Annotated in this window: 22 protein-coding genes; 15 read left to right on the top strand and 7 right to left on the bottom strand. The window is 68.7% G+C overall.

Translation table 11 applies throughout. The annotated features are described in order from the left end of the window. Window positions 1-260 precede the first annotated feature (260 nt). The 3 genes from phbB to BLQ03_RS09245 all read right to left on the bottom strand — a co-directional run bounded on the left by phbB (window position 261) and on the right by BLQ03_RS09245 (window position 2,551). Window positions 261-986, bottom strand: a complete 726-nt coding sequence (gene phbB, locus BLQ03_RS09255; protein WP_090755240.1) for an acetoacetyl-CoA reductase — start codon at window positions 984-986, stop codon at window positions 261-263. A 102-nt stretch (window positions 987-1,088) separates the two neighbouring features. Beyond that, on the bottom strand, window positions 1,089-1,916 hold the full coding sequence (locus BLQ03_RS09250; RefSeq protein WP_090755126.1) for an EAL domain-containing protein: 828 nt from the start codon (window positions 1,914-1,916) through the stop codon (window positions 1,089-1,091). Window positions 1,917-2,005: 89 nt separating this feature from the next. Then, on the bottom strand, window positions 2,006-2,551 hold the full coding sequence (locus BLQ03_RS09245) for a TlpA disulfide reductase family protein (RefSeq protein ID WP_090755124.1): 546 nt from the start codon (window positions 2,549-2,551) through the stop codon (window positions 2,006-2,008). Between the two features lie 24 nt (window positions 2,552-2,575). Between BLQ03_RS09245 and argH the strand changes: the two genes are divergently transcribed. The 5 genes from argH (at window position 2,576) to BLQ03_RS09230 (ending at window position 8,451) form a co-directional block, all read left to right on the top strand. Continuing rightward, window positions 2,576-3,985: an argininosuccinate lyase gene (gene argH / locus BLQ03_RS09240; protein ID WP_090755122.1), complete on the top strand. Its 1,410-nt coding sequence runs from the start codon at window positions 2,576-2,578 to the stop codon at window positions 3,983-3,985. Continuing rightward, window positions 3,979-4,122, top strand: a complete 144-nt coding sequence (locus tag BLQ03_RS18295) for a hypothetical protein (RefSeq protein WP_217629690.1) — start codon at window positions 3,979-3,981, stop codon at window positions 4,120-4,122. The genes argH and BLQ03_RS18295 overlap by 7 nt, the downstream gene beginning before the upstream one ends. A 125-nt stretch (window positions 4,123-4,247) precedes the next feature. Continuing rightward, window positions 4,248-4,439 (top strand): hypothetical protein, encoded by a 192-nt coding sequence (locus BLQ03_RS17915; protein WP_139166677.1) that lies wholly within the window; start codon window positions 4,248-4,250, stop codon window positions 4,437-4,439. 128 nt (window positions 4,440-4,567) lie between these two features. Then, window positions 4,568-5,836: a diaminopimelate decarboxylase gene (lysA, locus tag BLQ03_RS09235; RefSeq protein WP_090755120.1), complete on the top strand. Its 1,269-nt coding sequence runs from the start codon at window positions 4,568-4,570 to the stop codon at window positions 5,834-5,836. Next, entirely contained in the window at window positions 5,833-8,451 is a 2,619-nt protein-coding gene (locus BLQ03_RS09230; protein ID WP_245688789.1) for a DUF4175 domain-containing protein, read from the top strand. Before lysA ends, BLQ03_RS09230 begins: the two co-directional genes overlap by 4 nt. Before the next feature lie 134 nt (window positions 8,452-8,585). On the opposite strand, the gene BLQ03_RS09225 is transcribed toward BLQ03_RS09230, so the two are convergent. Beyond that, entirely contained in the window at window positions 8,586-9,407 is an 822-nt protein-coding gene (locus BLQ03_RS09225; protein WP_175558820.1) for a zinc-ribbon domain-containing protein, read from the bottom strand. Between the two features lie 105 nt (window positions 9,408-9,512). Here BLQ03_RS09225 and BLQ03_RS09220 point away from each other — a divergent pair, with 105 nt between their 5' ends. From BLQ03_RS09220 to BLQ03_RS09195, 6 genes are all read left to right on the top strand, one after another. After that, window positions 9,513-10,187 carry a cell division ATP-binding protein FtsE gene (locus tag BLQ03_RS09220; RefSeq protein ID WP_090755117.1) on the top strand — a complete coding sequence of 225 codons (675 nt, stop codon included), beginning with the start codon at window positions 9,513-9,515 and terminating at the stop codon, window positions 10,185-10,187. A gap of 35 nt (window positions 10,188-10,222) precedes the next feature. Further along, window positions 10,223-11,176, top strand: coding sequence for a cell division protein FtsX (locus tag BLQ03_RS09215; protein ID WP_090755114.1), 954 nt, complete (start codon window positions 10,223-10,225; stop codon window positions 11,174-11,176). Further along, window positions 11,176-12,072, top strand: coding sequence for a lysophospholipid acyltransferase family protein (locus tag BLQ03_RS09210; protein WP_245688788.1), 897 nt, complete (start codon window positions 11,176-11,178; stop codon window positions 12,070-12,072). Before BLQ03_RS09215 ends, BLQ03_RS09210 begins: the two co-directional genes overlap by 1 nt. A gap of 66 nt (window positions 12,073-12,138) precedes the next feature. After that, window positions 12,139-13,077 (top strand): ABC transporter ATP-binding protein, encoded by a 939-nt coding sequence (locus BLQ03_RS09205; RefSeq protein ID WP_090755111.1) that lies wholly within the window; start codon window positions 12,139-12,141, stop codon window positions 13,075-13,077. Continuing rightward, window positions 13,074-13,835 carry an ABC transporter permease gene (locus BLQ03_RS09200; RefSeq protein WP_090755109.1) on the top strand — a complete coding sequence of 254 codons (762 nt, stop codon included), beginning with the start codon at window positions 13,074-13,076 and terminating at the stop codon, window positions 13,833-13,835. Before BLQ03_RS09205 ends, BLQ03_RS09200 begins: the two co-directional genes overlap by 4 nt. 74 nt (window positions 13,836-13,909) lie before the next feature. After that, a complete protein-coding gene (locus BLQ03_RS09195; RefSeq protein WP_090755106.1) occupies window positions 13,910-14,995 on the top strand; it encodes a Hint domain-containing protein in 1,086 nt (361 codons plus the stop codon). 3 nt (window positions 14,996-14,998) lie between these two features. On the opposite strand, the gene BLQ03_RS09190 is transcribed toward BLQ03_RS09195, so the two are convergent. Then, the gene (locus BLQ03_RS09190; RefSeq protein WP_090755104.1) at window positions 14,999-15,478 is read right to left on the bottom strand and encodes a hypothetical protein; all 480 of its coding nucleotides are present in this window, start codon (window positions 15,476-15,478) and stop codon (window positions 14,999-15,001) included. 193 nt (window positions 15,479-15,671) lie between these two features. Here BLQ03_RS09190 and rimO point away from each other — a divergent pair, with 193 nt between their 5' ends. The 4 genes from rimO (at window position 15,672) to BLQ03_RS09170 (ending at window position 20,906) form a co-directional block, all read left to right on the top strand. Beyond that, on the top strand, window positions 15,672-17,072 hold the full coding sequence (gene rimO / locus BLQ03_RS09185; protein ID WP_090755102.1) for a 30S ribosomal protein S12 methylthiotransferase RimO: 1,401 nt from the start codon (window positions 15,672-15,674) through the stop codon (window positions 17,070-17,072). Next, a complete protein-coding gene (locus BLQ03_RS09180; RefSeq protein WP_245688786.1) occupies window positions 17,069-17,938 on the top strand; it encodes a sulfotransferase family protein in 870 nt (289 codons plus the stop codon). Before rimO ends, BLQ03_RS09180 begins: the two co-directional genes overlap by 4 nt. Window positions 17,939-18,010: 72 nt before the next feature. Then, window positions 18,011-19,666: an energy-dependent translational throttle protein EttA gene (gene ettA / locus BLQ03_RS09175; RefSeq protein WP_090755100.1), complete on the top strand. Its 1,656-nt coding sequence runs from the start codon at window positions 18,011-18,013 to the stop codon at window positions 19,664-19,666. 10 nt (window positions 19,667-19,676) lie between these two features. Next, window positions 19,677-20,906 (top strand): DUF2254 domain-containing protein, encoded by a 1,230-nt coding sequence (locus BLQ03_RS09170; RefSeq protein WP_090755098.1) that lies wholly within the window; start codon window positions 19,677-19,679, stop codon window positions 20,904-20,906. A 94-nt stretch (window positions 20,907-21,000) separates the two neighbouring features. Here the strand turns inward: BLQ03_RS09170 and BLQ03_RS09165 are convergent, their stop codons facing one another. Beyond that, a complete protein-coding gene (locus BLQ03_RS09165; RefSeq protein WP_090755096.1) occupies window positions 21,001-21,192 on the bottom strand; it encodes a hypothetical protein in 192 nt (63 codons plus the stop codon). Window positions 21,193-21,421: 229 nt separating this feature from the next. Next, window positions 21,422-21,736, bottom strand: coding sequence for an HNH endonuclease family protein (locus BLQ03_RS09160; protein WP_090755094.1), 315 nt, complete (start codon window positions 21,734-21,736; stop codon window positions 21,422-21,424). Window positions 21,737-21,788: the final 52 nt, after the last annotated feature.

Below are 21,788 nucleotides of genomic sequence, written 5' to 3'. Positions count from 1 at the left end.
AGCCGACTGCCGGAATGCGACCTGCTTGGCCATAACCGCGATACTTCCTGTATCCGCAGCTCCAACCGGTGCGGCGCCGACCTGCACAGGATGAACTCGGTGCACAGCGACAAGTATCGTCTTGCGGCAATTGCATCTGAGACAGGCGCTCCCATCCGCCAAGGCGCAATGGTGCCAGACATGTTCGCGGCACATGTCCCTGTGGCGACAGTCAGCCCTGGACCGACAGCAGGGCCGGTCCAGAGATAAGCAGTTTCGCGTCAGGCGAAGAACTGGGCCCCGTTGGCGCTGATCGTCGAGCCCGAGATGAAGCCGGCATCGTCCGAGGCAAGGAAGACGACGCAGCGGGCGATTTCCTCGGGCTCGCCCAGGCGGCCGACGGGGATCTGCGGGATGATGCGCTCGTTCAGCACCTTCTCGTCGATGGCGCGCACCATCTCGGTCCCGATATAGCCGGGCGCGATCGCGTTGACCGTGATGCCGGCGCGCGCGCCTTCCTGCGCCAGCGCGCGGGTGAAGCCGATGTCGCCTGCCTTGGCGGCCGAGTAGTTGGCCTGGCCCGCCTGGCCCTTCTGCCCGTTCACAGAGCTGATGTTGATGATGCGTCCGAACTTGCGGTCCCGCATCCCGTTCCAGACCCCATGCGTCATGTTGAACAGGCCGGTCAGGTTCGTGTCGATGACCTCTTTCCATTGCTGGGGCGTCATCTTGTGGAACATCGCGTCACGGGTGATCCCGGCGTTGTTCACCAGAACATCGACGGGGCCAACCTCGGCCTCGACCTGACGGATGCCTTCGGCGCAGGCGTCATAATCGGCGACCGACCACTTGAACGTCCGGATGCCGGTTTCCTGGGTAAAGGCCTTTGCGGCATCGTCATTGCCCGCGTAATTGGCCGCGACTTCATAGCCTGCGTCTTTCAGAGCCCTTGAAATCGCCGCACCGATTCCACGCGAACCGCCGGTCACCAAAGCAACTCTCGCCATCATCCCCTCCAACTTGGCGTGAAATCGTCTTTCTTCTAAGGGGTAGGGGGAGAAAGAATGTTGCGCAAGAGGCCGTTTTCACTTTCGGCTCGTGCCCTGTCCTCAGCGCTGGGCGGCGGCATTCGGTGCCTGCCATGGCGGAGAGATCGTGGGCGCGCCGAAATAGAAGCCCTGCAGGCAATCAATTCCCAATTGGATCAGGAAGGCGGCGTCATCGGCGGTTTCCACCTGCTCGGCGACCGTGAACATGTCGAAATGGCTGGCAATGGACATCAGCGCGCGGGTCAGCACTTGGTTGTCGGGATGCTCGGCAATCTCGCGGATGAACTGCCCGTCGATCTTGATGAGGTCAAAGGAGAAATCCCGCAGGTAGCGGAACGAGGTGTAGCCCGCACCGAAGTCGTCCAGCGCGAAGCTGACGCCCGCCTGCTGCAATTCGCGCATGAACTGGCGGACCTGCTCGGGCAGCCCCATGGCCGAACTTTCGGTGATTTCCAAGATCAGCCGCTCGGCCACCGTCTTGTCCTCGGCCACACCGCGGCGCAGCGTCCGCAGCCAGTCGGGATAGCCGATGGAACGGGCCGACATGTTGATCGACAGCCGCAGCCCCGGTTCCTCGGCCAGCGCCCGCAGGCCCAGCGCCAGCGCGAGGCAGTCGATCTGCCGCCCCAGTTCGCCCAGTTCCGCCACGGGCATGAAGTCGCGCAAGGGGATGATGCGACCGGTCTCGTCAATGATGCGGATCAGCCCCTCGTGGAAGGCGGGGCGGTCGGTGCGGCTGGCCTGGACGATGGGCTGGAAGGCCAGCACGCCGTCGCCCCGTTCGACCGCGCGGCGCACGGTCGCCATTGTCAGCCGCGTCTGGTGGTCGACCGCGAAATCCAGCGGAGAGCCTTGCCCGGCGGGCGCCTGTCCATCTTCGAATCGCATCGCTGTCCCCTTGTTCTGAACGAGACTCTGGCAAGGATCGGCAAAGAATCCGTAAATGCCAGACGTGATCTGGGAACAGGATTAACAGGTCATTCCGCCAGCATCTGGTCCACCAGCGCCAGCGCGGCGGGCGAGGACCAGTCGGCGTCCCCCGTCATCCGGGCGACCTCGCGCCCTTCGGCGTCAATCAGGATCGTGACCGGCATCGCCATGACCCCGAAGGCGCGCGCCAGGGCCATCTGCGGGTCTGTCAGCGTGGGCAGGTCGGTCACGCCCGATTCCTGAAAGAAGCGGTTGATCGCGGCCTCGGTGTTGCGGCCCGAGGCGACGGTCAGCACCTCGAAATCCTCGCCCCCCTTCGCCTTCTGCAGCGCGTCGAGCGAGGGCATCTCCTCGCGGCAGGGCGCGCACCAGGTGGCCCAGAAGTTCAGCAGGACGACCTTGCCCTTCCAGTCGGCCAGCCGGTGCGTGCCGCCGTCCAGATCGGTGAACTCGATTTCCGGCACCGGGACCGCCTCGGATTCGATCAGCTTCGGCAGGCCCGCGTCGCGCGCGGCCTGCCAGTCCACCGGCCCCGCCACGGCTGCGTTTGCAGCGATAAGCAGCGACGTATAAAGGGCGAGGGAACGCAACATGTGACCTCCGACAGGACCGATCCGATGACCGACACGCCCGAAAGACCCACGGCCAACACCATGTGGGGCGGGCGCTTCGCCGCGGGTCCCGACGCCATCATGGAGGCGATCAACGCCTCGATCGGCTTCGACCAGCGGCTCTACGCCCAGGACATCCGGGGCAGCCGGGCCCATGCGGCGATGCTGGCCGCCCAAGGCATCATCAGCCCTAGCGATGCGGAAGCAATCGGGGAAGGGCTGCTCACCGTCTTGTCAGAGATCGAGGGCGGGCAGTTCCGGTTCCAGACGGCGCTGGAAGACATCCACATGAACGTGGAAGCGCGGCTGAAGGAACTGATCGGAGAGCCGGCAGGCCGGCTGCACACGGCGCGGTCGCGCAACGACCAGGTTGCGACCGACTTCCGCCTGTGGGTGCGCGACCAGTGCGACGCGGCGGTGGAATCCCTGCGCGCCTTGATCCGGGTGCTTGTCGATCAGGCGGAAGCAGGAGCGGACTGGGTGATGCCGGGCTTCACCCATCTGCAGACAGCGCAGCCGGTTACCTGGGGCCATCACATGATGGCCTATGTCGAGATGCTGGGCCGCGACATCGGGCGCTTCACCGATGCTCGCGCCCGGATGAACGAATCGCCTCTGGGCTCGGCCGCGCTGGCCGGCACGGGCTTTCTCATCGACCGCCATGCGACCGCCGAGGCGCTGGGCTTCGACAGGCCGACGGCGAACAGCCTCGACGCTGTCAGCGACCGCGACTTCGCGCTGGAGTTCCTGAGCGCCGCCGCGATCTGCGCCACGCACCTGTCGCGGCTGGCCGAGGAACTGGTGATCTGGTCCTCGGCCCAGTTCCGCTTCGTGGCCATGTCCGACCGCTGGTCCACGGGCTCCAGCATCATGCCGCAGAAGCGCAATCCGGACGCGGCGGAACTTATCCGCGCCAAGATCGGCCGCATCCTGGGGGCGGCGGTCGCGCTGTTCACGGTGATGAAGGGCCTGCCGCTCGCCTATTCCAAGGACATGCAAGAAGACAAGGAGCAGGTCTTCGACGCCGCCGACACGCTGATGCTGGCCTTGGCCGCGATGACCGGGATGATGTCCGACCTGACCGTGAACCGCGAGCGGCTGGAGGCGGCGGCCTCCTCGGGCTTCTCGACGGCGACTGACCTTGCCGACTGGCTGGTGCGCGAGGCCGGGCTGCCCTTCCGCGACGCCCATCACGCGACCGGCGCGCTGGTCGCCCGCGCCGAGGCGCGCGGTGTCGACCTGCCCGAACTGACGCTGGAGGAGATGCAGGCCGTCAACCCGGCGATAACATCTGCCGTGTTCGACGTTTTGGGCGTTCACAACTCGGTTGCCTCGCGGCAATCATACGGGGGAACCGCGCCCGATCAGGTGCGGTCGCAGGTCGCCCGCTGGCGCAAGGCGATGAAGGAATGGTGAGACGACTGGCCTTCGCCTTGGCCGTGGTCCTGTCGGGCTGCGGCGTGGATGGCCCGCCCGAGGTGCCGCGCGCGGCAGACCAGCCGGGCGTGACCGTCACGGGCGATGCCCGCATGGGCGTGGTCTTCACGCCCTGACTGCGCGGCCGGGCAGGGGAAGGACCCTTGCCCCGCCGCACCCGCCGCGACACGCCGGAACGGCGGCGCGGACCCAGGCAGAAGCGGGCAGAAGACCCGCCCATCACGAGCAGACGAGGCACAAGATGATTGGACGTTTCACTTTGATCGCCGTGGCTCTGGCGGCGCTGTCCGCCTGTGGCGGAGGCGCATCGGGCACGGTCAGCGATTCGGAACAGGTGCTGATCCAGAAGGGCACCTATGTCTATGACCCGAACAAGCGCCACGCCCCGGTGTCGCTGTCGGGCGCGGACCTCGTCGGGCTCGAACCCCGCTGATCCAGCCGCATCCGTCCGCACGATTGCGTGCGATCGCCTGACCGGCGGCAAGGGGCGCAGCAGCGCCCTTTGCAAAGCCGCCGGCGCTGGCGCAATATCGTCGCCTGACTGGCGCGATACGGAACGGCATGGATCACTTCAACTACAAGGGCGGCGCGCTTCACGCCGAGGACGTCGCGCTGGCCGAGATCGCGCGGGCGGTCGGCACACCGGTTTATGTCTATTCGACCGCGACGCTCACGCGGCATTTCAACCTGTTCCGGCAGGCGCTGGACTGGACCGACCACCTGGTCTGCTTCGCGGTCAAGGCGAACTCGAACCTTGCCGTGCTGAAGCTGCTGGGTGACTTGGGCGCGGGCATGGATGTCGTCTCGGGCGGCGAATACGCACGCGCCCGTGCGGCGGGCGTGCCGGGCGAGCGGATCGTCTTTTCCGGAGTCGGCAAGACGCGCGAGGAGATGGCGCAGGCCATCCGCGGGGGCATCCGCCAGTTCAACGTGGAAAGCGAGCCCGAACTGGCTGCGCTGTCGCAGGTCGCACAGTCCCTGGGCGCGACGGTGCCCATCGCCGTGCGGGTGAATCCGGACGTGGATGCCAAGACCCACGCCAAGATCGCCACCGGCAAGTCGGAAAACAAGTTCGGCATCCCCATCGCGCGGGCGCGCGAGGTCTATGCCCATGCGGCTGCCTTGCCCGGCCTTCAGGTCGTGGGCATCGACATGCATATCGGCAGCCAGCTGACCGACCTCGAGCCATTCCGGCAGGCCTATACCCGTATGGCCGACCTGTGCCTGGCGCTGCGGGCGGACGGGCACCCGATCATGCGGCTGGACCTCGGCGGGGGCCTCGGCATCCCCTATCGCCGCGACAACGCCGCACCGCCCCTGCCCATTGAATACGGGCAGGTGGTGCGCGAGACGGTGGGCGACCTCGGCTGCGAGATCGAGATCGAGCCGGGGCGCAACATCGCGGGCAACGCGGGGGTGCTGCTCGCCTCGGTCATCTGGACGAAGCAGGGCGAGGGGCGCGACTTCCTGATCGTCGATGCCGCCATGAACGACCTGATCCGCCCGGCCATGTATGATGCGCATCACGACATCCTGCCGGTGCGGGAACGCGCGCCGGGGACCGACCCCGCTCCCGTCGACGTGGTGGGCCCGGTCTGTGAGACGGGCGACACCTTCGCGCGCGGCGTGCCGCTGCCGCGGCTGGAGGACGGCGAGCTGGTCGCCTTCCGTTCGGCCGGGGCCTATGGCGCGGTGATGGCGTCCGAATACAACTCGCGCCCGCTGGTGCCCGAGGTGCTGGTCGCGGGCGACCGCTTCGACGTCATCCGCCCGCGTCCCACGATCGAGGAGATGCTGGCCCGCGACCGAATCCCGGACTGGCTGACATGACAGGCGCTTCCCGCCAGCCCCAAGGCCTGCCACCCGCCGCCCGGCGTGCGGTCGGCCTGACGCTGGCGGGGATGTGGTGGGAACGGCTGGCCCGCGCCTTCTGGGTGCCGGTCACGCTGGCGATGCTGATTGCGGCCGCGCTGGCCTTGGGGCTGGTCGCGGCGCTGCCGCCCGCGCTGCTGGTCTGGGGGACGCTGGCCTGGGCGCTGGCCTTCTTGGCCTCGGCCCTTGCGGGCTGGCGGCGGTTCCGCCGCCCCTCTCGGGACGAGGCGCTGGTCCGTGTCGATGCCCGCCTGCGCGGCCGGCCTCTGTCTGCCTTGGGCGACCGCATGGCGCTGGGCGGACCCGAGGCCGAGGGCCTGTGGCGCGCCCATGTCGAAGCCGCCCGCCGCGCCGCCGCAGGGGCACGGCCCGTCGGCCCCCGTGCCGGCCTTGCCATCCGCGATCCCTTCGCCCTGCGCCTTGTGGGGCTGACGGCGCTGGCAATGGCGCTGCTGTTCGGCGGTGCGGGGCCGGTGGGGCAGGGCTTGGGCGCACTGGCGGCCAGTTGGGCGCCCACACCCCGCGCGCCGGACGAGCCCATGGCGACCGGCCCCGCCTGGGAGGGCTGGGCCGAGCCGCCGCGCCACACCCGTCGCCCGACGATCTATCTCAATGCGCTGAAGGGGGACGCGCTGACCGTCCCCGAGGGCACGGTGCTGAGCTTCCGCCTGTATGGCGAGGGGCTGGAGGTTGCGCAGGATGTCGGCCCGGCCCTCGAAAGCCCTGCGGACGCTCCGCAGTTCGCTGCCCAGAACAGCGGCCTTGTCGAGGTGGGCGGTCGCAGTTTCGCGCTAACCGTGAACCCCGACGACGCACCCACGGTGCAGTTGGCCGCACTGGCCGAGCGCCGCGCCGACGGCCGCATGGCGCAGGGCTTCTCGGCCGAAGACGATCACGGGGTCGAAGGCGGCAATGCCACGATCCGGCTGGACCTGCCCGCGATCGACCGCCGCTTCGGCCTGACGCCCGAGCCCGAGTCGCGCGAGGCGCTGGTGCTGGACCTGCCCCTTCCGGCGGCGGGCCAGCGGCGGCAGGTCGCGGGGACGCTGGCGGCCGACCTCGCTCGCCACCCTTGGGCCAACCTGCCCGTGCGCGTCACCCTGTCGGTGCAGGACGGGATCGGCCAGTCGGCCGAGACGCAGCCTGCCGCGATGATCCTGCCCGGCCGGCGCTTCTTCGACCCCCTCGCCGCCGGACTGGTCGAGATGCGCCGCGACCTGCTGTGGTCGCGCGAGAACGCCGCCCGCTCGGCCCGGCTGCTGCGCGCCATGGTCTGGCAGCCCGAACGCGCGATCCCGCCCGAGGCCGGGGCCGCCATCACCGATGCTGTCCGGACGCTCGAATCCGGACCCTTGTCACCTGAGGAGCGCGACCGGCTGGCCGATGCCCTGTGGGACGCCGCCGTGCTGATCGAGGACGGGGGCTTGGGCGACGCGCTGGAACGGATGCGCCAGGCGCAGGAGCGCCTGTCCGAGGCAATCCGCAACGGCGCTAGCCGCGACGAGATCCAGAAGCTTATGGATGAGCTCAAGGCTGCGACCGACGACTACACCCGGATGCTGGCCGAGCGCGGCGAGGACCCGGCCGCCCGCTTCGACCGGTCCGAACAGCAGGGCCAGCAGGTCACCGGCGACCAGATCCAGGCGATGATGGACGAGATCCAGCGCCTGATGAACGAGGGCCGCATGGCCGAGGCGCAGGAACTGCTCGAGCAGTTCAACCGCATGATGGAGAACCTCCAGGTGCGCGAGGGCGGTCAGGGCGGCGAGGGTTCGCGCCAGATGGAGCGGCTGGAGGACACCCTGCGCGAGCAGCAGCGGCTGGCGGACGAGGCCATGCGCGAGGCCCAGCGCGACCCCTTCGGCCAGCAGGGCCAGCAGCCCGGCCAGGGGGAACAGCCCGGCGAGGGCCAGCAGCCGGGCGAAGGGCAGCAGCCGGGGCAGGGCCAGCAGCCAGGGCAGCAGGGCTCCCAGTCGAACCAGGGCGGCGGCGGGCAGGGCGGCCAGGGACGCGGCGGGCAGGGCGGCGCGCCAGGCGAGGGCTCGCTTGCCGACCGCCAGCAGGCGCTGCGCGAGGAACTGGACCGCCAGCAGGGCCTTCTGCCCGGTCAGGGCACGCCGGAAGGCGATGCGGCGCGCCAGCGTCTGGGCGAGGCGGGCCGCGCCATGGAAGAGGCCGAGCGCGCGCTGCGCCAGGGCGATCCGGCGGGCGCGATGCAAGGCCAGGCCGACGCCATCGAGGCGCTGCGCGAGGGAATGCGCGCGCTGGGCGATCTTGCCCGATCGCAGCAGGGCCAGCAGGGGCAGGGCCAGGGCGAGCAGCCCGGCCAGCAGGGCCAGTCGCAGGCGGATGGCGGAGAAGGGGCCAGCGACGGGCGCACGACGCTCGATCCCTTGGGCCGCCAGAGCAGCGGGCAGGGCGGCAATGTCACCACGGGCGAGCCGCTGGCCGAGGGAGAGGCCCGCCAGAACCGCGCCCGCGAGCTGCAGGACGAGATCCGCCGCCGCAGCGGCGAACCCGAGCGCCCCCGCGCCGAGCGCGACTATCTGGGACGGCTGCTGGATCGGTTCTGAGGGTCGGTCTGTCGCCGCCGGAACCCCCGCAGCGATCAGGTGCCGCCAGACCGCACTTGTGCGGCCGGGTCGCAACCGGGAAGAGACCCTTAGGCAGAGATCAGGCCCCGCCAAAGCCGGGTGCCTTGGGGTCTTTATTCGCCGCCCTGTTCCCCATCCATACGACCGGTGAGAGCCTCGCCCTTCACGGCAAGCCACTCCCGACCCTCGTCCACCCCCCTGCGCCATTCCGCCAGTGTCGCGCCGAGCGGACCCATGCCGCTCAAGCGCGGGGCCAGCGCATAAAGGGCGACCGCGACTACCGCGACGATCACTGCAAGCCCGAAGCCCGCGCCATAGCCGCGCCGGTGACTTGTGGCCGAGGAGATTGGCAGGGGCGGGGCGGCGGGGATGTCGGGGGCCGACGGGCGCGACGGCTCGGTCGCAGGTGCAGGCGCGGCTGCAATGACGCGCTCGGTTGCCCTAAGGTCCGCACCCGGTGCGGACCGCGCGGCGGCTGCCGGTGCCGGAAAGGTGTCCGTCTTGCGGGCGAGAGGGTCAGGGCCTTCCGGGCCGGTGCCCGCGTCGGCCACCCCACCCTGTGCGCCTATACCGGGGCCGCTGCCTGCCCCGGCCACAAGGGCCGGCGCGGGCGAAACGTCGTCCACCAGCGCCTGGCCGTCCTGATCCCCGATTCCGGCCAGTGCGGCAGACGCCCTTTCCGCCGCGCGAAGGGAGCGCCGCTCGGCAGCGCGGACCTCGAGCTCGCGGGCGGCTTCCTCGCGCAGGATCTCGATCACCGAGTCGCTCAGGGGGCGGCTCAGCTGCGGGCGGGCGGCGGGATCGAAGGATTCGGGCGGGGGAAGGGCGCGCCAGACGTGGTCGCAGGCCGAGCATTCCACGTCGCGCCCTGCGGACGGGATCGCGGCGCCGTCGATTTCATACTGCGCGCCGCAGCGCGGGCAGACCAGCCGCATCGCATCGCCTCCGTTTCGCCCAAGCCGCGTGGTTTTCATCGCCGCGCCGACGTTCTATCAACGCCGCCATCGGCCGCCAAGCGCGCCGGGTCAAGGAGGGCGGACGTGATCGAGATGCGGGATGTGGGCTTCGCCTATCCTCGGGGCGGCGCGCTGTTTGGGGGCATCACGCTGGAGCTGCCGCGCGGCTCCTTCCAGTTCCTGACCGGCCCGTCGGGATCGGGCAAGACGACCTTCCTGCGGCTCTGCATCGCGGACCTCCTGCCCAGTTCCGGCACCCTGACGGTTTTCGGGCAGGACGCGGCCGCGCTGGGCCGGGACGAGATCGCGACCCTGCGCCGCCGGATCGGCCTCGTGCAGCAGGACACGCAGTTCCTCGATCACCTGCCGGTTGCCGAAAACATCGCCCTGCCGATGATCGTCGCGGGCGAGCCGGTGGACATGGCCGCCATCCGCGACCTTCTGGCCTGGGTGCAGATGACGCAGGCCGCGCGCGAGTTGCCGCCGGCGCTGTCCGGGGGTGAACGCCAGCGCGCCGCCTTGGCCCGCGCGGTGATCCTGTCGCCGGACGTGATCCTGGCGGACGAGCCCACGGGCAATCTCGACTGGGACATGTCCCTGCGCCTGCTGCAACTGCTGATCGAACTGAACAAGTCGGGCAAGACCGTGCTGATCGCCACCCATGACATGAACCTGATCCGGGCTGCCAGGCAGCAGGTCCCGGTGCGCGTGCTGCGCATCGCCGGCGGCCGCGTGCAGGCCGCGGGGACCGAGCTGTGAGCGCGGGTCCGAAGAAACGCTCCGACTGGCGCGCCATGGTCCGCCGCGCGCCCTCCGCACCCCGCGCACGGACGGGGCTGGATGCGCTGGATGTCCGCACCCTCTGGCGCAGCCTGGTCGGGCGCGAGGCAGGGCTGGCCGACCGGATCGTGCCGCCCTCGGGCGTCACGGCGAAGCTGACGGTCTTCGCGGCCGGGGTCATGGCCTTCCTCGCGGTCTTCGCACTGGCGCTGGCGCTGGCGACCGGCCGTCTGGCCGACCGCTGGGCCGAGGGGCTGGCGCAGACCGTGACGATCCGTGTCTCGGCCCCTGCATCCGAGATCGAGGCGCAAACGGCCGCCGTCCAGCAGGCGCTTGCAACGACGCCGGGCGTCGCCGAAAGCCGCCTGCTGGGGGGCGAGGAGGTCGAGGCGCTGCTCGAGCCCTGGTTCGGCCCGAACGTCCCCGTGGACGCGCTGCCGGTGCCGCGGCTGGTCGAGGTCACGACCGAACGCGGCTTCGATGCCGAGGGCCTGCGCCTGCGGCTCGAGGCCGAGGCGCCGGGCGCGGTGCTGGACGACCACACCCGCTGGCGCCAGCCGCTGGTCTCGGCCGCCTCGCGGCTGCGCTGGCTCGGCTGGCTGTCGCTTCTGCTGATCGGGGCGGCGGGCGCCGCAATGGTGACGCTGGCCGCGCAGGCCGCGCTGGCCGCGAACGGGCCTGTGATCCGCGTCATGCGGCTGATCGGCGCGCGCGACCTGACCATCGCCCAGGCCTTCGTCCGCCGCCTGACCCGCCGCACGGCGCTGGGCGCGGCCGGGGGCACCCTGCTGGGGATGCTCGCCGTCTTCGCGTTGCCCGACATGCAGGCGGCGGGGGGCTTCCTGACGGGCCTCGGCTTCACCGGCTGGGGCTGGCTGTGGCCGCTGCTGATCCCGCCCGTGGGCGCGCTGGTGGGCTTTGCCGCCACCCGCGCCGCCGCGCTGCGGATGCTGCGCGAGGTCCGCTGATGGCTCTGCGCCGCCTTGAACAGCCCGGCTGGGCGCTCAGCCCTGCACCCGAAGGAATGCGGCAGCAGGGGTATCTTCTGTCTGGAAATATCCCGGGGTCCGGGGCAGAGCCCCGGTCAGCCGTCGCAAATCCTGCCCGCGATCCCCGCTACCAGCCCGGCCGCCTGCCGCTGCTGTGGCCGCTGCGCACAGCCGTCTTCTATGTGTGGATCGCGCTTGTCACGCTGGTCATGGGACTGGCCTGGTGGCCCAGGATCCGCCGTGACCCCTCGCAGGCCCATGTCCTGCCGGTCGTCTGGACGGGCCGGCTGCTGGCCGCCGCCCGCGCGATCCTGGGGATTTCGGTCGAGGTGCGGGGCACGCCGCCCACCCGCGACTGCATCATCGCCGCCAAGCACCAGAGCTTTCTCGACATCCTCGCCATCGCCCATGCCGTTCCGCAATGCGGCTTCATCATGAAGCGCGAGGTGCTGCGGGTGCCGGTCATGGGCCATTACGCGCGGCTTGCGGGCTGCATCCCCATCGACCGCGCCCGCGGGTCCGAGGCGATGCGCCAGATCATCGCCGGAGTCCAAGCCGCCCGCGCCTCGAGCGACGGGCTCGGCCAGCTCATCATCTACCCCGAGGGCACCCGCACCCGGCCCGGCGAGCGGCGCAAGTACAAGCACGGCGTCGGCACGATCCAGGCCGCGACCGGGCTGCCGATCCATCCCGTTGCCGTCAACTGCGGCATGTTCTGGCCCCGGGACGGGCTGCGGATGCGCCCGGGCCGCGCGGTGATCGAGTTTCTCGATCCACTTCCGCCCGGGGGCTCGGCAGGCGAGACGGTCGAGCGGCTGGAAGCCGTGGTCGAGGGCGCGTCGGAGGCGCTGATGACCGAGGCCTCGGCACGCTGAAGGACCGCGCGTCTGGACAAGCGCGGCTTGCAGGCATAGCTCTCGTCAGTTCGCAAGGAGAGTGCCGTGCCCCCGATCATCGAGATCGACCACCTGTCGAAGCAGTATGCGGGCGGCACGCGGGCGCTCGACAATGTCAGCCTGTCGATCGAGCAGGGCGAGATCCTCGCCTTGCTGGGCCCGAACGGCGCCGGCAAGACGACGCTCATTTCCATCATCTGCGGGCTGGTGGTGCCCACGGGCGGGACCGTGCGCGTAGGCGGGCATGACATCCGCACCGACTGGCGTGCCGCGCGCAAGCTGATCGGCCTCGTGCCGCAGGAAATCGCGCTGGAACCCTTTGAAACGGTTGCGAACTCGGTCCGATTCACCCGCGGCCTTTACGGCGAGGGACCGGACGAGGCCTACCTGGAACAGCTTCTGCGCAGCTTGGCGCTGTGGGACAAGCGCGACGCGCCGACCCGCGCGCTGTCGGGCGGCATGAAGCGGCGGGTGCTGATCGCCAAGGCGCTGTCGCACCGCCCCAAGGTCCTGTTCCTCGACGAGCCCACCGCCGGGGTGGACGTCCACCTGCGGCGCGAGATGTGGACCGTCGTGAGCGAGCTGCGCGCCTCGGGCGTGACGATCATCCTGACCACGCATTACCTGGAAGAGGCCGAGGAGATGGCCGACCGCATCGGCGTCATCGACAAGGGCCACCTGATGCTGGTCCGCCCCACGGCCGAGCTGATGGGCGAGTTCGGCCGCAAGCAGCTGACCGTGGAACTGGACGCGCCGCTGGACGCGCTGCCGCAGGGCTGGGCCGACCGGGGGATCACGCTGTCGCCCGACGGCCGCAGGCTGGACTATGACTATGACGCGCGGGCCGAACGCACCGGCATCGGCCGCCTGCTGGCCGACCTGAACGCGCAGGGCATCGGCGTGCGCGACGTCGCCACCCAGCAGTCCTCGCTGGAGGAAGTGTTCATGTCGCTGCTGGAAAACGGGGGGGAGGCGCGGCGATGAACTGGCAGTCCGTCAGCATGATCTATCGCCACGAGATGGCGCGCTTCTTCCGCACGATCTGGCAGTCGCTCGCCTCGCCCGTCCTGTCCACGGTTCTGTATTTCGTCGTCTTCGGCGCCGCCATCGGCGGGCGGATCGAATCGGTCGAGGGAATTTCCTACGCGGCCTTCATCGTGCCGGGGCTGATGATGCTGACGGTGCTGCAGCAGTCCGTCTCGAACGCGAGCTTCGGGATCTACTTTCCCAAGTTCTCGGGCACGATCTACGAATACCTCGTCGCCCCGACCGGCTGGGCCGAGGTGACGCTGGGCTTCGTGGGCGCCGCTGCCTCCAAGGCGATCCTGATCGCGGCGATCATTCTCGTGACCAGCTTCTTCTTCGTGGGGGTCCATATCGTCCACCCGCTGTGGATGCTGGCCTTCCTGACCCTGACGGCGACGGCCTTCGCGCTGCTGGGCTTCGTCATCGGCCTGTGGGCCAAGAACTTCGAGCAGTTGCAGATCGTCCCGATGATGGTCATCACACCCTTGGTTTTCCTGGGGGGCGCCTTCTACTCGGCCTCGATGCTGCCGCCCTTCTGGGAACAGGTGGCCAAGCTGAACCCCGTGCTTTACCTCGTTTCGGGCTTCCGCTGGTCCTTCTTCGGGCTGGCCGACGTGCCGGTGGGCGTGTCGCTGGTCGCGGTGGGGCTGATGATCGTCGTGCTGCTGGCGGTGATCCGGCGCATCTTCGTGACGGGCTGGCGGCTGCGCGACTGAGGCGCATTTTTCCGGGCGCTTAACCTTGCGTTAACCAATCATCGTTAACCCCTTGTAAAAATGCGGGGTTAACGATGGTCAATCTTTACGACGCCAGCATTCTGATGGGGCCCGAGTCGCTTGAGGGCGCGGTCATCAGGCCCGAGGGCAGGCTTGGCGGCACCCACAGGATCTCGGCCGTTCTCGAACCGCTGGAGCTGTCCCAGTCCAGTTCCGCGATGCTGTCGAACGGCGACATCGTTGTTCTGGCCGGGGTCGAGTACCGGGTCGGCGCCGTCCGGTTCCTCAGAAGCTACGTCGAATATGCCGAGGGCAAGTCCGGGGATACCAACGCCATTGTCCTGTCCCTGACGGGAGTCGCGGACCCTTCCGACGAACGGCGGCTGCTGGTGCCGCTGGACGGGCAGACCACTCCGTACGACGGCAGTTCGGGCGTGGCGATCTCGACCATGCACGTCAGCTACGTCGAGCCCCTGCAACGCTACCCTTGGGCCGAGATTTCGCGCGACGACGATTTCAGGATCGACGTCACCTGCTTCACGACCGGGACGCTGATCGAGACAGAGCGCGGGCTTCGCCCTGTCCAGCGCCTGCGGGTGGGCGATCTGATCCGCACCCGCGACCATGGGCTGCAGCCGCTGCGCTGGCTGGGCGGGCGACAGGTGTCGGGCACCGACCTGTGCGCCAATCCCAGGCTGCACCCGATCCGCATTATGGCGGGCGCCCTGGGGCCGGGCCTGCCTGCGCGAGACCTGGTCGTCTCGCCCCAGCACCGGATGCTGGTCCGTTCCGTGATCGCGGAACGCATGACAGGCTCGGCCGAGGTACTGATCGCGGCCGTCCACCTGCTGGGGCATCCGGGGATCGAGCGGATCGAGGCGGAGGGCGGCGTCGGCTACTGGCACCTCATGTTCGATCGGCACGAGATCGTCTTCGCCGAAGGGGCCGAGGCGGAATCGCTCTATCTCGGGCCGATGGCCCTGGCGGCGATGACGAAGGACGCGGTCGAGGAACTGCATGCGCTGTTTCCCGAACTGGTTTCGGCGGGTGGCACGGCCGAGCCGCAGCCGACGGCGCGTCCCGTCATGCGCGGCAAGCCCGTGGCCCGGCTGATCGAGCGGCAGCTTCGGAACCTCAAGCCGCTGGTGATGGCGGCCTGAGCCTCAGCGTGAGCAGAGCCGCGTCTGGGGGTCCAGCCTGACGTATTCCTGCGCGCTGATCTTCCGGATCTTCAGCGAATGGCGCCATTCGGCATTCCAGCGTTCCAGGATGCCGTTCCGGTAGTGCAGGGCCATCAACTGGTCCACGATGGGCGGGATGACCTTGGTCCCCGGCAGGCGCGGCGCGTGGAAGCCGACCGAGGCGTCGGGCGCAAGGCAGGCATTCGGCAGTGTGATCAGCATCGTGCAGGCCGAGTTGCAGACCCCGCTGATGCGGACGGGCCGGCCCGAGGCCTCGAGCTCGTTGCGCCGCTGGATCATCTGCAGGACGTTGCCGCCCCGGTTGTCATGGATGACGATGGGCTCGGGTCCGGCGGCCACCTGGGTCGCGGCGATGCCGCCCGACGGGGGCGCGGCGCAGGCGGGCAGGGCGATCAGCGCCAGAAGCGCGGCGCGGCGGGCAAGATGGGCAAGAATGTGCATGGGCGCATCATGGCGGCCTGCGACCGGAATGGAAATCCGCCGCCCGCCGCCTTGGGCCTGCGCGCCCATCACGACCGCGCCAGCCGATGGGGGGTCGCGATCCCGCGAAAGGCGCGGCCTTCGCGCATCATCGTGCCATAAACGCCACGTCGCGCGCTTTGCCTTCGGCCCGCCCGTCGCTATATGCCGGGCCATGAGCCTGAACCCTCCCAGCCTTCGCCCGGATCTCGCCCCCGCCCTTCGCCTTGACGACGCGCCTGCGCGTGCGGCTGCGGGTCGCGGCGCACAGCCCACCATCGGCATGGTGTCCCTAGGCTGCCCCAAGGCGCTGGTGGACAGCGAGCGAATCCTGACCCGCCTGCGGGCCGAGGGCTATGCGATCAGCCCGCAGTACCAGGGCGCCGACGCGGTGATCGTGAACACCTGCGGCTTCCTCGACAGCGCCAAGGCCGAAAGCCTGGAAGCCATCGGCGAGGCCCTGTCGGAAAATGGCCGGGTGATCGTCACGGGCTGCCTCGGGGCCGAGCCCGAATACATCACCGGCGTCCATCCACGTGTGCTGGCCGTCACGGGCCCGCACCAGTACGAACAGGTGCTGGATGCCGTGCACCTGGCCGTGCCGCCCGCGCCGGACCCGTTCATCGACCTGCTGCCCGCGTCCGAGGTGCGGCTGACCCCGCGTCACTACGCCTATCTGAAGATTTCCGAGGGCTGCAACCACGCCTGCAAGTTCTGCATCATCCCCGACCTGCGCGGTCGCCTCGTCAGCCGCCCGGCCCATGCTGTCGTGCGCGAGGCGGAAAAGCTGGTCGCCAGCGGCGTGCGCGAACTGCTCGTCATTTCGCAGGACACCTCGGCCTACGGCCTCGACCTGCGCTATGCCGAGGAGCGGGGCCACCGCGCCCATATCACGGATCTTGCCCGCGACCTCGGCTCGCTGGGGGCATGGGTGCGGCTGCACTATGTCTATCCCTATCCCCATGTCCGCAACCTGATCCCGCTGATGGCCGAGACGGCGGCGACGGGAACGGGCGTGCTGCCCTACCTCGACATTCCCTTCCAGCACGCCCACCCCGACGTGCTGAAGCGCATGGCCCGGCCCGCGGCGAGCGCGAAGACCTTGGACGAGATCGTCGCCTGGCGCGCCGCCGCGCCGGGGATCACGCTGCGTTCCACCTTCATCGTCGGCTATCCCGGCGAGACCGAGGCCGAGTTCCAGTACCTGCTCGACTGGCTGGACGAGGCGCAACTGGATCGCGTCGGCTGCTTCCAGTATGAAAACGTGCGCGGGGCGCGGGCCAACGACCTGCCCGACCACCTGCCCGACGAGATCAAGCAGGACCGCTGGGACCGCTTCATGCAGAAGGCACAGGCGATTTCCGCCGCCAAGCTCGCTGCCAGGGTCGGCACCCGCCAGAAGGTCATCGTGGACAGCATCGACGCGGATGGCGCCACCTGCCGCACGATGGCCGACGCGCCCGAGATCGACGGCAACCTGTTCATCGACGAGGGCTTCGAGGCCCTGACGCCCGGCGACATCGTGACGGTCACGGTGGACGAGGCCTCGGACTACGACCTGTGGGGAACGCTGTGACCGACCTGCCCAAGTGGGACCCCGAGGGCGCGCCGAAGAAGCCGCAGATCGTCGGCATCGGGGCGCAGAAGGCCGGGACCACCTGGCTGGGGCAGATGATCTCGCAGCACCCGCAGGTCTGGCTGCCGCCCTTCAAGGAAGTGCAGTTCTTCAACCACCGCTTCCTGCCGGAACACCGGCAATGGCTGCCCTGGCATTTCAAGCGCGCTCGCCAGACCCAGGAAAAGCGCTATGCCGCGAAGGGCGAGGCGATGCCGCCCGCGCTGGACGCCTGGCTCGACCGGATCACCCGGGGCGAGATGTTCACCAACCACTGGTACAAGCAGGTCTTCGCCCCCGCCCCCGAGGGCACCATGCCCTGCGACATCACCCCGGAATACTCGACCCTGCCGGACGAGGGGGTCGAGTTCGTCACGGACTTCCTGCCGCAGGCGCGCTTCATCTACATCATCCGCCACCCGGTCGACCGCGCGATCAGCCAGCTCAAGATGAACCTGACGCGCAAGAAGAAGGCCCCGCGCGGAGTCGAGGCCTGGCTGGCCGAGATCGACGACCCGGTGCTGTACGACCGGGGCGACTACGCGACCTATGTGCCGCGCTGGACCTCGCGCCTGCCTGCGGACCGGCTGCTGATCCTGCCCTTCGGCATGATCGCCAAGGACCCTGCGGGCGTCATGCGCCGGGTGGAAGCCTTCTGCGGCCTGACCCCGCACGCCTATCGCGGCCTGAACGCCAAGGTCTTCGCCGCCAATGCCGAGCTGTCCGTGCCCCCTGAAGCTCGCGCGAAGATCCGCGAACGGCTCGAGCCGCAGTTCGCCTTTCTGGAAGCCACCTTTGACGCCGAGTTCAACCGCCTGATCAGGTGACCTTCCCGATACGCTGCTTCACCTCGGGCAGGCGATGGCCTACATGACCTGTCAAATCGACAGGAGCGGATCATGGCCTCGTATCAGTATGTCTATCACATGGACGGCGTGTCCAAGACCTATCCCGGCGGCAAGAAGACCTTCGAGAACATCCGCCTGAACTTCCTGCCGGGCGTCAAGATCGGCGTCGTCGGCGTCAACGGCGCAGGGAAATCCACGCTGCTGCGGATCATGGCCGGGATCGACAAGGACTTTTCCGGCGAGGCCTGGGCCGCCAAGGGCGCGACCGTGGGCTACCTGCCGCAGGAGCCCCAGTTGGACCCCCAGCTCAACGTGCGCGGCAACGTGATGGAGGGCGTCAAGGCCAAGCAGGCCAAGCTCGACCGCTACAACGAGCTTGCCATGAACTACTCGGACGAAACCGCCGAGGAGATGGCCAAGCTGCAGGACGAGATCGACGCCGAGAACCTGTGGGACCTGGATTCCCAGGTGGACGTCGCGATGGAAGCCCTGCGCTGCCCGCCTGACGACGCCGACGTGGAAACGCTTTCCGGGGGCGAGCGCCGCCGCGTGGCGCTGTGCAAGCTGCTGCTTGAGGCGCCCGACATGCTGCTGCTGGACGAACCGACCAACCACTTGGACGCCGAGACCATCGCCTGGCTGCAGAAGCACCTGATCGAATATCCCGGCACGATCCTGACCGTCACCCACGACCGCTATTTCCTGGACGACATCACGAGCTGGATCCTGGAACTCGACCGCGGCCGGGGCATCCCCTACGAGGGCAACTATTCCGCCTGGCTGGAACAGAAGGCCAAGCGGCTGGAGCAGGAGGCCCGCGAGGACAAGGCCAAGCAGAAGCAGCTGGAACGCGAGCTTGACTGGATCCGCGCCGGCGCAAAGGCGCGGCAGGCCAAGCAGAAGGCGCGGATCAACGCCTATAACGAGATGGCGTCGAAATCCGAGCGCGAGAAGATTGCCAACGCCCAGATCATCGTCCCGAACGGCCCGCGCCTTGGCGGCCGCGTGATCGAGGTGAAGGGCCTGTCCAAGGCCTTCGGCGACAAGCTCCTGATCGAGAACCTCGACTTCAGCCTGCCGCCGGGCGGCATCGTCGGCGTGATCGGCCCGAACGGCGCGGGGAAATCCACCCTGTTCCGCATGCTGACCGGGCAGGAGCAGCCCGACGCGGGCGAGATCACCTTCGGCGACACCGTGCAGCTGTCCTACGTGGACCAGAGCCGCGACGCGCTGGACCCCAACAAGACCGTGTGGGAGGAAATCTCGGGCGGCGCCGAGCAGATCGACCTGGGCGACGCGCAGATGAACAGCCGCGCCTATGCTTCCGCCTTCAACTTCAAGGGCGGCGACCAGCAGAAGAAGGTGGGCCTGCTCTCGGGCGGCGAGCGCAACCGCGTCCACATGGCGAAGCTGCTGAAATCCGGCGGCAACGTCCTGCTGCTGGACGAGCCGACCAACGACCTGGATGTCGAGACCCTGCAGGCGCTGGAAGCGGCGCTGGAAGACTTCGCCGGCTGCGCAGTCATCATCTCGCACGACCGCTTCTTCCTGGACCGCCTCTGCACGCATATCCTCGCCTTTGAAGGCGACGCGCATGTGGAATGGTTCGAGGGGAACTTCGAGGCCTATGAGGAAGACAAGGTGCGGCGGCTGGGGCCGGATTCGATCGAGCCGAAGCGGGTGAAGTACAAGAAGTTCGCGCGGTAAGGCGGCGGGGATGGGCTGGCAGGACAGCGCCTGGATCCAGCGGCTGCGGGAAATCTCGCGGCAGATGTGGTTCAGGGTCACGCTGTTCAGCCTGGGCGGCGTCGCCCTGGCGCTGCTGGCCCAGTGGATCGGGCCCTATCTGCCCTATATCCCTGAAATCGAGCTTGCCTCGGGCTCGGTCAGCTCGCTGCTGAATATCATCGCGTCGTCGATGCTGGCGGTGACGACCTTCTCGATGTCGATCATAATCGGCGCCTATGGCAGCGCCACGAACAGCGCGACGCCAAGGGCGACCGAACTGCTGGCGATGGACACGGTCGCGCAGAACGCCGTGTCGGTGTTCATCGGCTCGTTCCTGTTCAGCATCGTCGGCATCATCGGGCTTTCGGCCGGTTTCTACGCGGCGCAGGGGCGGGTGCTGCTGTTTGCGGCGACGCTTCTGAACATTCTTCTGATCGTCTGGACGCTGCTGCGGTGGGTCGATCATCTGAACCGGTTCGGCCGCATGACCGACATCATCGGCCGGATCGAGACGGCGGCGACGAATGCCGCTTGCCTTTACCGCGACAATCCGCGGCTGGGTGCCCGGCCGTTGCCGTCGGGGCTGGCGGGGGATGCCTGCCATGTTCTTCCGAAAGACGCGGGCTTTGTCCGCTTCATCGACATTCCAGCCTTGCAGGACGCCGCCGAGAAGCTGGACATCCGGGTTGAAGTCCTCCGCATGCCCGGGAAGTACGTTCATCGGCACGAACCCCTTATGGCCGTGTCGCGCGACCTTGATCAAGCCGGGGCTGACCGGCTGCGTGATGCTTTCACCCTTGGTCTTCGCCGCAGCTTCGATCAGGATATCCGCTATGGCATGATCGTGCTGAGCGAGGTCGCAAGCCGGGCCCTGTCGGCTGCGATCAACGATCCCGGGACCGCGATCGACGTGATCCGCGCGGGCGGCCGCGTTCTGGCCGAGTACCATCGGCCCGCCGACGAGACGCATCAGGCGGTCCGCCATGACCGCATCCACGTTCCGGAACTCGAGGTGCGGGAACTGTATCGTGAGTTCTTCAGCCCCATCGTCCGGCATGGCGCAGCAGAGCCCGAGGTCATTCAGGCGCTGCTCGACAGCGTCGAGGCCTTGGGTCAGGGTGATGGCGACAAGGCGCTGACGCGCCGTATTGCCCACGAGGTCCGTGTCCGCGCCGTTGATGTCCTGAAGCGCAACTGGGAGCGCCGGATGCTTCAATAACGCGGGCCGTGTGGATCCAAACTGCTCTCGCCTTCGTGGCTGAGAGCAGAGTGTATCCTGTCGAGGGGAAGGCAGCGCCTTCCCGGGGAAGGCATCACGACATGACCTGCCGCGCTTTTCCCCCGCAATTGTGGCCGCCAGCAGGCTTCGCGGGCGTCGCCCCTTGATCCGGGGTTGTCACCACCGGCTGGGGCGCGGGCGTCGTGGTTGCGGCGGATTGGGCCAGGACTGGCGAGGTGGCGAGGACGCAGGCCGAGGCGAGGCTGATGATCGTCAGGCGGGGCATGGCGGTTCCTTTCCGGGAGGAGAGGTCCGATGGTGTACCCGAATCACGCATTCTCCAAACGCTGAGCTACGCAGACCGGCCAGATGACGAGGCTGTGATGAGGCGGACGGGGCGTGCTGATGATTGGGCCGCATCAGGTGCGGGCTGATGGCCACGGTGTCGTGTGATCACGCGCCAGACAAGAAGGCATCCGGCAAGGGCGGGATGGTGCCTGCGAACACGCACCTTTTCACCGCACCTTCCCCTTCCACCCGGGCGGGCGCTTCGCCACCCAGTCGAAGAAGCGCCGCAACTCGGGATGCCCGCGCAGGGCTTCGACCGTCGCGTAGTTCCGCGCCAGTTCCGTCTCGCTCAGGGTGCGGTGGATCGTGGAATGGCAGACCTGGTGCAGCAGCACCGTCTCGCCGCCCTTGCCGCCGCGCAGTTTCGGCACAAGGTGATGGCGGCTCTGCGGCACGCCCGGCGGGATCGGGCGCAGACAGAGGGGGCAGGTGGGTTCCGTCTCGGGTTCCCGGATCGGCGGGGCGGCGGATCGGCGCGGCATCTGTCCTCCGGGGCGGGGCCCCCGGCTGGAGGCTTCGTGATTTCCCTCTGGC

This window comes from Paracoccus chinensis (genome assembly GCF_900102885.1).
GTDB lineage: Bacteria > Pseudomonadota > Alphaproteobacteria > Rhodobacterales > Rhodobacteraceae > Paracoccus > Paracoccus chinensis.
Note: the sequence above shows the minus strand (reverse complement) of the source record. Positions and strands in the feature narration are given on the sequence as shown.